The organism is Rhodococcus sp. NPDC059234, assembly GCF_042754225.1.
Lineage (GTDB): Bacteria > Actinomycetota > Actinomycetes > Mycobacteriales > Mycobacteriaceae > Rhodococcus_G.
The window spans coordinates 1-8842 of sequence record NZ_JBHZAH010000163.1; the positions used below are offsets into that span (position 1 = coordinate 1).

At 70.4% G+C, this 8842-nt stretch carries 10 protein-coding genes; 5 read left to right on the plus strand and 5 right to left on the minus strand.

The genetic code is table 11. The annotated features are described in order from the left end of the window. Positions 1-50: 50 nt before the first annotated feature. Positions 51-713, minus strand: a complete 663-nt coding sequence (locus ACFXGJ_RS22920) for a hypothetical protein (protein WP_378625305.1) — start codon at positions 711-713, stop codon at positions 51-53. 282 nt (positions 714-995) lie between these two features. Beyond that, positions 996-1475, minus strand: coding sequence for a hypothetical protein (locus tag ACFXGJ_RS22925; RefSeq protein ID WP_378625308.1), 480 nt, complete (start codon positions 1473-1475; stop codon positions 996-998). Positions 1476-1646: 171 nt separating this feature from the next. Between ACFXGJ_RS22925 and ACFXGJ_RS22930 the strand changes: the two genes are divergently transcribed. After that, positions 1647-2114: a cupin domain-containing protein gene (locus ACFXGJ_RS22930; RefSeq protein WP_378625311.1), complete on the plus strand. Its 468-nt coding sequence runs from the start codon at positions 1647-1649 to the stop codon at positions 2112-2114. 117 nt (positions 2115-2231) lie between these two features. Continuing rightward, positions 2232-4115, plus strand: a complete 1884-nt coding sequence (locus ACFXGJ_RS22935) for an ABC transporter ATP-binding protein (protein WP_378625315.1) — start codon at positions 2232-2234, stop codon at positions 4113-4115. Positions 4116-4190: 75 nt separating this feature from the next. Here the strand turns inward: ACFXGJ_RS22935 and ACFXGJ_RS22940 are convergent, their stop codons facing one another. Next, entirely contained in the window at positions 4191-5291 is a 1101-nt protein-coding gene (locus ACFXGJ_RS22940) for a PLP-dependent cysteine synthase family protein (protein WP_378625318.1), read from the minus strand. Continuing rightward, positions 5288-5638: a DUF4229 domain-containing protein gene (locus tag ACFXGJ_RS22945; RefSeq protein WP_378625321.1), complete on the minus strand. Its 351-nt coding sequence runs from the start codon at positions 5636-5638 to the stop codon at positions 5288-5290. The genes ACFXGJ_RS22940 and ACFXGJ_RS22945 overlap by 4 nt, the downstream gene beginning before the upstream one ends. Before the next feature lie 163 nt (positions 5639-5801). Here ACFXGJ_RS22945 and ACFXGJ_RS22950 point away from each other — a divergent pair, with 163 nt between their 5' ends. After that, a complete protein-coding gene (locus ACFXGJ_RS22950; protein WP_142099777.1) occupies positions 5802-6014 on the plus strand; it encodes a BldC family transcriptional regulator in 213 nt (70 codons plus the stop codon). Between the two features lie 7 nt (positions 6015-6021). Here ACFXGJ_RS22950 and ligD read toward each other — a convergent pair whose 3' ends face one another. Beyond that, on the minus strand, positions 6022-6996 hold the full coding sequence (ligD, locus tag ACFXGJ_RS22955) for a non-homologous end-joining DNA ligase (protein ID WP_378625324.1): 975 nt from the start codon (positions 6994-6996) through the stop codon (positions 6022-6024). A gap of 141 nt (positions 6997-7137) precedes the next feature. Between ligD and ACFXGJ_RS22960 the strand changes: the two genes are divergently transcribed. Both ACFXGJ_RS22960 and ACFXGJ_RS22965 read left to right on the plus strand, forming a co-directional pair. Next, positions 7138-7620, plus strand: a complete 483-nt coding sequence (locus tag ACFXGJ_RS22960) for a Zn-ribbon domain-containing OB-fold protein (protein ID WP_378625327.1) — start codon at positions 7138-7140, stop codon at positions 7618-7620. Further along, the gene (locus ACFXGJ_RS22965; protein ID WP_378625330.1) at positions 7617-8807 is read left to right on the plus strand and encodes a lipid-transfer protein; all 1191 of its coding nucleotides are present in this window, start codon (positions 7617-7619) and stop codon (positions 8805-8807) included. The genes ACFXGJ_RS22960 and ACFXGJ_RS22965 overlap by 4 nt, the downstream gene beginning before the upstream one ends. Positions 8808-8842 lie beyond the last annotated feature (35 nt).

Genomic DNA, 8842 nt, shown 5'->3' on the forward strand with positions numbered 1-8842 from the left:
GCCCAGAACCTGGGCGGGCCGTACTCGGTGAGCGATGAAGCCGGGCGGTACTACTTCTTGGCCGGCGGGGCGTTGAGCAGGGTGATGAACTGCTGCGCGTTGGCGGCAGCGCCACCGAGACCGCCGATGGCGGTACCGGCGAGCGAGGCACCCGCACCCACCAGCAGCGCGCCACCGATGCAGCCCGCGAGCGGGCCCGCACCGAACAGCAGCGCGGCCGGAGCCGACACGACGCCGCCGGCCACCGCACCCAGGATGCAGCCGCCGACCAGGCCGGTCGCGGCACCCATGAAGCCGCCGACGGCACCGGTCAGGGTGATCGGGTCCTTGACCGCCGCGACGGCGGCGGGCATGTCGATGTCCTTGACCGGCAGGGCGACCGGGGTGGCGGCGGCCGGGGTGGTGTCGGCGGTGAGGGTCGCGGTGCGACCGTCGATCTGCGCGGCGATCGGGTGCGCGAAGCCGTCGTAGGCGATCGACAGCGGCACGGACTCGACCGTGTTGCCGCTGGCGTCGCGCACGACGAGCTGGTTGTTCTCGTTGCTGAGGGTTCCCGCGGCCGTGTCGACGATCACCTTGTCACCGCTGCGGGTGACGTTCCACCCGACGCCGGGCGCGGGAGCCGGTGCGGGGTCCGCGTAAGCGGTGCCGGCAACGACACCCATGGACGCGATGGTCATGGCCGCGACGGCCACCATTTTGGTCATCTTCATGGTCGGTGAGATTCCTTCGTTTTCGCCGTTCCGCAGTCCGGAGGATGCTGCGGGTGTGTCGGTCGTAGCCAGCCGGTGACGGCCCCGCCGGGTGACGGGGACGCACGCGCGCAGCCACTTTCGAGAACCTGCGACTGCACGCGGGGGTTGGAGACGTCACGACCGTAGGGACGAAATGCGTCCACCCGATTGACGAAAGGTGTCCAGACGGTGTCCGAAGGTGTCCGGACGCTTAAAGGTTGTTCACCGAACTGGACAGGCGACGGCGAGAAGGTACATACCTTACAAAAGCGACTTCGGCCGGATGCGCGCGACAACCCTGCGGATGGCGCCGTCCGAGATCTCGAACGTCTCGTCGATCGACACCGTCATCAGGCGAGTCCCCCCGATTCCCGCGTCGAGCAGGTACCGGGTGGACACCACGTCACCGGACTCCGACATCACCAGGTCGCGAACCCCCTGAATGACGCGGTACTGCGGACCCCGCCGGAGATCACGAGTCATCTGCGGGCCCGAGAATCCGGTCTTGAGTCCGGCCTCGACCCGGGTCGCGTCGGGGGCGAACCGCACCGCGGACGGATCGTGCGAGATCAACGCGTTGATGTACGCCCGCGCCAACGCCTCGCTCGCGGTGTCCTGGCGGGTCGGGTCGGCCGAGACGGCGGCGCCGACAGTGGGCCGTGCGCCGCCGCGCAGCGTCGCCACCACCCCCGCCGCCGCGATTCCGAGGGCGGACAGGGCAAGGAGTCGACGCGCACGCATGGCGGCAGCGTAGCCGAACGAAACCGCCCGGTCTCGCGGGTTCGCCGAGCGGTTCCCGGCATTCGACCACGGACGGATGCCGGGCTGCGTCACCATCGAGGGTGGAGAGCGCCTCGCCCAGAGGCCGCGACCCGCGGCGCCCGAGGACCTCCGGACCGAACGGACCCGGACATGCGCATCCTGACCGCGATCGCCCAGCTCGCAGCACCCTCCGCCGTGGCCGCACTCGTCGTGGTCGGCGCAGCTCCCGCGCACGCCACCCCGTCGCAGGGCGTCACGGCCGAGACCCTCGGCCAGGTGCCGCTGAGCGGGGCCCTGCTGCCCGACCCGGCCGGGCACTCCCCGCTGCCCGCCCAGGTGACGGCGACGCTGCGGCGGATCGTCATCGCGCCCGGCGGCACCACCGGCTGGCACCACCACCTCGGCCACGTCGCCGGCGTGGTGGTCTCCGGCACGCTGACCCGGCAGCTCGACGACTGCTCGCTGCAGACCTCGCCCGCCGGGTCGCTGCTCTCCGAGACTCCCGACAGCGACCACGTCGGGCGCAATCTCGGCACCGAACCGGTCGTGCTGCAGGTGCTGTACCTGCTTCCGGAGGGGGCGCCGTTCTCGACGGACGCACCCGCGCGCTGCCCGTAGCTTGACCTGAAGCGCACTTCAGGTTTTACCGTCGGGAAGGTCACGCAAGGCGGGCATGTCCCACCCCCGCCGTAGCGTTGCACCGGTCAGCACCCGACAGTGAGAGGCACCACCCTTATGAGCATGGAATCGGTCGCCTGGTCCTCGATGCACCAGATGATGACCGCGCAGGACGAGAAGCGACCCTTTTCGCGAGCGACCTTGCGCCGAATCCTCGGCTTCGCGCAGCCGCACCGGCGCCGCCTGATCCTGTTCCTCGTCGTCAGCGTCGCGACCGCAGCCCTGGCCGTGGCCACGCCGGTGCTGGCGGGCCGCGTCGTCGACGCGATCGTCCAGGGCTCCGATGCGGCGGTCGTCGTGCGACTCGCGCTGCTGATCGCGGCGATCGCGGTCATGGAGGCGGCGCTGGGGCTCTACAACCGATTCCTCTCGTCGAGCATCGGCGAGGGCCTGATCCTGGACCTGCGCACGGCGGTCTTCGACCACGTCCAGAAGATGCCGATCGCGTTCTTCACCCGCACCCGGACGGGCGCGCTGGTCAGCAGGCTCAACAACGACGTCATCGGCGCGCAGCGCGCATTCAGCAACACCCTCTCCGGGGTGGTCGCGAACGTGGTGACGTTGTCCCTGACGCTGGTGGTGATGCTGGGCATCTCCTGGCAGATCACCGTGCTCTCGCTGGTGCTGCTGCCGGTGTTCGTCCTGCCCGCGCGGCGGATCGGCCGAAAGATGGCCGGGCTGCAGCGCGAGGCGGCGAACCTGAACTCCTCGATGAGCACCCAGATGACCGAGCGCTTCTCGGCGCCGGGCGCCACCCTGGTCAAGCTGTTCGGCCGGCCGGCCGACGAGTCCACCCAGTTCGAGGTCCGGGCCCGGCGGGTCCGCGACATCGGCGTCCGCACCGCGATGACGCAGTCCGCATTCGTCACGGCCCTGACACTGGTCTCGGCGCTCGCGCTGGCGCTGGTGTACGGCCTGGGCGGCTGGTTTGCGCTGCGCGGCACGCTCGAGGCCGGTTCGGTGGTCTCGCTCGCACTGCTGCTCACCCGGCTGTACGCACCCCTCACCTCCCTGGCCAGCGCCCGCGTCGACGTGATGAGCGCACTGGTGAGCTTCGAGCGGGTCTTCGAGGTGCTCGACCTCGAACCGCTGATCGCCGAGCCCGCCGACCCGCGGCCGATGCCGGCAGGTCCGGTGTCGGTCGAGTTCGACCGGGTCCGGTTCGCCTACCCGTCCGCGGACAAGGTGTCCCTCGCCTCGCTCGAGGAGGTCTCGACCCTCGACTCGCGCGGCGGCGTGGACGTCCTGCACGAGATCAGCTTCCGCGCCGAACCCGGACAGATGATCGCGCTGGTCGGTTCCTCGGGAGCGGGCAAGTCGACCATCGCCCAACTGGTGCCGCGGCTCTACGACACCGACAGCGGTTCGGTGCAGCTCGGTGGGGTGGACGTGCGCGACCTGTCCGCCGAGTCGATCCGCCGGACCGTCGGCATGGTCACCCAGGACGGTCACCTGTTCCACGAGACGGTGCGCGCGAACCTGCTGCTGGCCCGGCCGGGCGCCAGCGAGGACGAGCTGCGGGACGTGCTCGGCCGCGCCCGCCTGACCGAGTTGATCGACGCACTGCCCGACGGACTGGACACGGTGGTCGGCGAACGCGGATACCGCTTGTCGGGCGGCGAACGCCAGCGCCTGACGATCGCCCGACTCCTGCTGGCACAGCCGCGCGTGGTGATCCTCGACGAGGCCACCGCCCACCTGGACTCCACCTCCGAGGCGGCCGTTCAGGCCGCACTCGGCGAGGCCCTGAGCGGACGCACCTCGGTGGTCATCGCGCACCGGCTCTCGACGATCCGCGCGGCCGCCGCGATCCTGGTCGTCGAGGCGGGACGGGTGGTCGAGCGCGGCACCCACGCCGAACTGCTCGCCGCGGGCGGCCGGTACGAGGAGCTGTACCGCACCCAGTTCGCGGACGAGGCCGCGAAGGCCGTCGCCCGCTGACAGGCGGCGTCGGCACGAACCCGGGTGCAGGGAACCATCATTCGGTCTGACCGGCTGATGGTTCCCTGCCCCCGGTCAGGCGGTCCAGCGGCCGGTGGCGGTGAACTCCGCCAGCGCCGCCGCCGGACCGGTCAGGTCGAGTCCCTCGCCGCGCACCCAGTCGTCGTCGAAGTAGGTTCCCGCGTACCGTTCGCCGCCGTCGCACAGCAGGGTGACCACGCTGCCGGTGCGACCGGTTGCGAGCATCTCCGCGATCACCCCGAACGCGCCCCACAGGTTCGTGCCGGTGGAGCCGCCGACCCGCCTGCCGAGGGCGGTGCTGGCGTGCCGGGCCGCCGCGATGGAGGCGGCGTCCGGCACCGCGACCATCCGGTCGACCACCTGCCCGACGAAGGAGGGCTCGATGCGCGGCCTGCCGATCCCCTCGATCCGTGAGGGCATGCCGGTCGTGTAGTCCGCCGAACCCGTCTCGTAGCCGCCGATGAACGCGGAGTTCTCGGGATCCACCACGAGCAGCCGGGTGGCGTGCCTGCGATAGCGGATGTACCGGCCGATGGTCGCGCTGGTGCCGCCGGTGCCCGCACCGACCACCACCCAGTCCGGGACGGGGTGCTGCTCGAGTCGCATCTGCTGGAAGATCGACTCGGCGATGTTGTTGTTCCCGCGCCAGTCCGTCGCCCGCTCGGCGTGCGTGAACTGGTCCATGTAGTGCCCGTTGCTCTCGGCGGCCAGCCGGCTCGCCTCGGTGTAGATCTCCGACGGGCGGTCGATGAAGTGGCAGCGCCCGCCCTGCGCCTCGATGAGCGCGATCTTCGCCGGGCTGGTGCTGCGGGGCATCACCGCAACGAAGTCGAGGCCGAGCAGCTTCGCGAAGTACGCCTCGCTGACCGCGGTCGACCCGGACGAGGCCTCGATGACCGTTGTGTCCTCGGTGACCCAGCCGTTGCAGATCGAGTACAGGAACAGCGACCGTGCCAGCCGGTGCTTGAGGCTGCCGGTGATGTGGGTGGACTCGTCCTTGAGGTAGAGCTGGACGTTCCACTCGACCGGCAGCGGATACCGCAGCAGGTGGGTGTCGGCGCTGCGCTGGGTGTCCGCGTCGATCAACCGGACGGCGTTGTCGACCCAGTCGCGGGGACCGCTGTGGTCGACGGTCCGATCCGCGGGCGCGTTCACTTGTCGCCGGTCGTGTCGCCCCGCAGCTTGGATCGAAGGTCGTCGCGATCCCTGCGACGCTGCTCGTCGACCGCGGAGATCTGCACGTTGACCCGGGTCCGCAGGGTCTTGAACAGCACCAGCGACAACGGCAGCGCGATGACGAGCGCGAAGATCAGCGCGACCAGCAAGGGAATCGCGACCCCGATCGCCTTGCTCACGCCCAGGATCAGCGCCGCGATCAGGACCACCAGGCCGAGCCGGGCCAGCGTGTAGAGGGCCAGGTCGCGGGCCAGCCGGCCCTTGGCGGACGGCCCCGCCGCGGCGGAGTTGTCGGAGGAATCGGCGGCCGGCGATGAATCAGTCACGCGTCCAGGCTACCGACCCGACGACACGCGCCGACGCCTGCCGGACTTATCCGTTTTGCGAATTACCTCCGCTTTACCGACATTAGACAGTTCGAGTACCCGGGGGTCCCGGTGCCACCATGTGCGCATCATCCGTTTCGAACTATCTCCGGGAGGGTCCTCGATGAGCGTCCCCGCGTTTCAAGCCACCCAGGAATCACTGCTCACCCCTGGTCAGGTGGCAGCCCTGTTCCATGTCGACCCCAAGACGGTCACGCGATGGGCACACGCCGGACGACTCGGATCCCTGCGCACCCCGGGCGGCCATCGCCGCTTCCGCGAGTCCGAGGTCATGGCCCTGCTGAGCTCGCTGACCACCGAGGCGACCGCCCGCTGAGCGCCGACTAACTCCCGTCCGGCTCGGGCGGGATCTCGATGCCGTCGCGCTCGTCGCGCTCAGCCCACTCGAGCAGCGGCGCGATGTCGAACACCGCGTCGTCGATGCCCGCGTGGAGGTCGCCGAGCTCGGCGAACCGCGGCGTCATGGTGGCGATGGTGAAGTCCTTCGGCGTCACGACGTCCAGCTCGTCCCAGCGGATCGGGGCCGACACCCGCGCCTCCGGCACCCCGCGCACCGAGTAGGCCGCGGCCATGGTGTGGTCGCGCGCGTTCTGGTTGTAGTCGACGAACAGGGCCGCCGGATCCCGGTCGCGACGCCACCAGGTGGTGGTCGCCTCGTCCGGCACCCGACGCTCGACCTCACGCGCGAACGCCAGCGCCGCCCGTCGGACGTCGGCGAACCCGTGGTCCGGCCGGATCCGGACGTACACGTGCAGACCGCGACCCCCGGACGTCTTCGGCCAGCCCGTCGCGCCTATCTCGCCGAGCACCTCGTGCACCACGTGCGCGACTCGGCGCACCCGGTCGTACTCGCACAACGGCATCGGGTCGAGATCGATCCGCCACTCGTCCGGCCGCTCGACGTCGGCACGCCGCGAGTTCCAGGGATGGAACTCCACCGTGCTCATCTGCACCGCCCAGATCACGTCGGCGAGCTCGCTCACGCACAACTCGTCGGCGTACCGGTCGTACCGCGGGAAGTGCAGCCGCACGGTCTGCAACCAGTCGGGCGCGCCGCGTGGCAGCCGCTTCTGGTAGACCTTCTCCCCCGCCAGTCCCTCCGGGTAGCGGTGCAGCATGCACGGCCGTTCCCGCAGCGCTCTCACGATGCCGTCGCCGACCGCCAGGTAGTAGTGCGCCAGGTCGAGCTTGGTGGCGCCGGTTGCGGGAAAATAGATGCGGTCCGGATGCGAGACCCGCACCGTCCGGCCGCCGACCTCGAGCTCCACGGCGGCCCGCCCGGCGCTACCGGCGGCCATAGCCTCGAAAGTAGCCCACAGCACGTCCGTTGGGTGGGATCACGACCGCAAATCCGCCCGAAATCGTGTAATACTGCAACACGTTCTAGCCGGTCGCGGACACCGCCGACCGACCAGGTTCGACCAGCAGATGAGGTTTGCATGAGCGACACCGCAACACCGGCCGTCACCGCCGGCGGGACACCGGCCGTGCAGGGCTGGTTCACCACCGGCCCGGCGCCGGCCCTGATCGGCACCTCGTGCCGATCCTGCGGCACGATCTCCTTCCCGCGGGAGACCACCTTCTGCAAGAACCCGGCCTGCGCCGGCGAGGAGTTCGACGACGTCGAACTGTCCCGCCACGGCAAGGTCTGGTCGTACACCGACGCGCAGTACCAGCCGCCGGCCCCGTACATCCCGGCCACCGATCCGTACGTGCCGTTCGCCCTCGCCGCCGTCGAGCTGCCCGAGGGCCTCGTCGTGCTCGGCCAGGTCGCCGACGGCTACGGCGTCGCCGACCTCAAGGTGGGCAACGATGTCGAACTGGTCGTCGAGACCCTGTACACCGACGAGACCGGCGAGCGCACCATCTGGCGCTGGAAGCCGACCACCACCGCATCGAACACCCAGGAGCAGCAGGCATGAGCAACGACGTCGCAGTACTCGGCGTGGGCATGCACGCCTGGGGCAAGTGGGGACACTCGTTCGTCAAGTACGGCGTGGCGGCCGCCCGCGCCGCCCTCGCCGACTCCGGTGTGGACTGGAAGGACGTCGACCTGATCGTCGGCGGCGAGACGGTCCGCAACGGTTACGGCGGCTACGTCGCCGGCGCCACCTTCGCACAGGCCCTGGGCTGGAACGGCGCCCGCGTCGCCACCTCGTACGCGGCCTGCGCGACCGGCGCCCAGGCCCTGGACACCGCCCGCGCCCGCATCCTGGCCGGGCTGTCCGAGGTCGCGCTGGTCGTCGGCGCCGATACCACGCCCAAGGGCTTCCTCGCGCCGGTCGCAGGCGAGCGCTGGGACGACCCGGACTGGCTGCGTTTCCGCCTGATGGGCATGACGAATCCGGCCTACTTCGCGCTCAACGCGCGTCGCCGCATCGACCTCTACGGCGCGACCGTCGAGGACTTCGCCGCGGTCAAGGTCAAGAACGCCAAGCACGGCCTGAACAACCCGTACGCCCGCTACCGCAAGGAGGTCACGGCCGCCGACGTGCTGGCCTCCCCGGTGGTGTCCAACCCGCTGCACCTGCTGGACATCTGCGCGACCTCCGACGGCGGCGCGGCGATCATCCTCACCTCGATGGAGTACGCCCGCAAGATGGGGATCGCGGACCCGGTTCGGATCAAGGCGATCTCGACGGTCACCCCGACGTTCCCGCAGACGATCATGGACATGCCGAACTTCTCCACCGACTCGGCCTCCGCGGTGCCCGCCCCCGAGCGCACCTTCAAGGAGTCCATCGGCCACGCCGCCTACGAGGAGGCCGGCATCTCGCCGGAGGACGTGGACGTCGCCGAGGTCTACGACCTGGCCACCTCGGTGGAGCTGGACTGGATCGAGGACCTGGCACTCTGCAAGCGCGGCGAGGCCGAGCACCTGCTGCGCGCCGGTGACACCACCATCGGCGGCCGCATCCCGGTGAACCCGTCCGGCGGCCTGGCCTGCTTCGGCGAGGCCGTGCCCGCCCAGGCGCTCGCGCAGGTCTGCGAGCTCACCTGGCAGCTGCGCGGACAGGCCGAGGGCCGTCAGGTGGAGGGCGCCCGGGTCGGCATCACCGCGAACCAGGGCCTGTTCGGCCACGGCTCGTCGGTCATCGTCTCGGTGTAGTACCCGCGTTTCCGTAGTACCCGCAGTTCCGCGAA

Excerpts from the sequence above, each read along its gene's own strand:
- ACFXGJ_RS22920 (WP_378625305.1), bottom strand. The coding sequence starts at position 713 with ATGAAGATGACCAAAATGGTGGCCGTCGCGGCCATGACCATCGCGTCC.
- ACFXGJ_RS22925 (WP_378625308.1), bottom strand. The coding sequence starts at position 1,475 with ATGCGTGCGCGTCGACTCCTTGCCCTGTCCGCCCTCGGAATCGCGGCG.
- ACFXGJ_RS22930 (WP_378625311.1), top strand. The coding sequence starts at position 1,647 with ATGCGCATCCTGACCGCGATCGCCCAGCTCGCAGCACCCTCCGCCGTG.
- ACFXGJ_RS22935 (WP_378625315.1), top strand. The coding sequence starts at position 2,232 with ATGAGCATGGAATCGGTCGCCTGGTCCTCGATGCACCAGATGATGACC.
- ACFXGJ_RS22950 (WP_142099777.1), top strand. The coding sequence starts at position 5,802 with ATGAGCGTCCCCGCGTTTCAAGCCACCCAGGAATCACTGCTCACCCCT.
- ligD (WP_378625324.1), bottom strand. The coding sequence starts at position 6,996 with ATGGCCGCCGGTAGCGCCGGGCGGGCCGCCGTGGAGCTCGAGGTCGGC.
- ACFXGJ_RS22960 (WP_378625327.1), top strand. The coding sequence starts at position 7,138 with ATGAGCGACACCGCAACACCGGCCGTCACCGCCGGCGGGACACCGGCC.
- ACFXGJ_RS22965 (WP_378625330.1), top strand. The coding sequence starts at position 7,617 with ATGAGCAACGACGTCGCAGTACTCGGCGTGGGCATGCACGCCTGGGGC.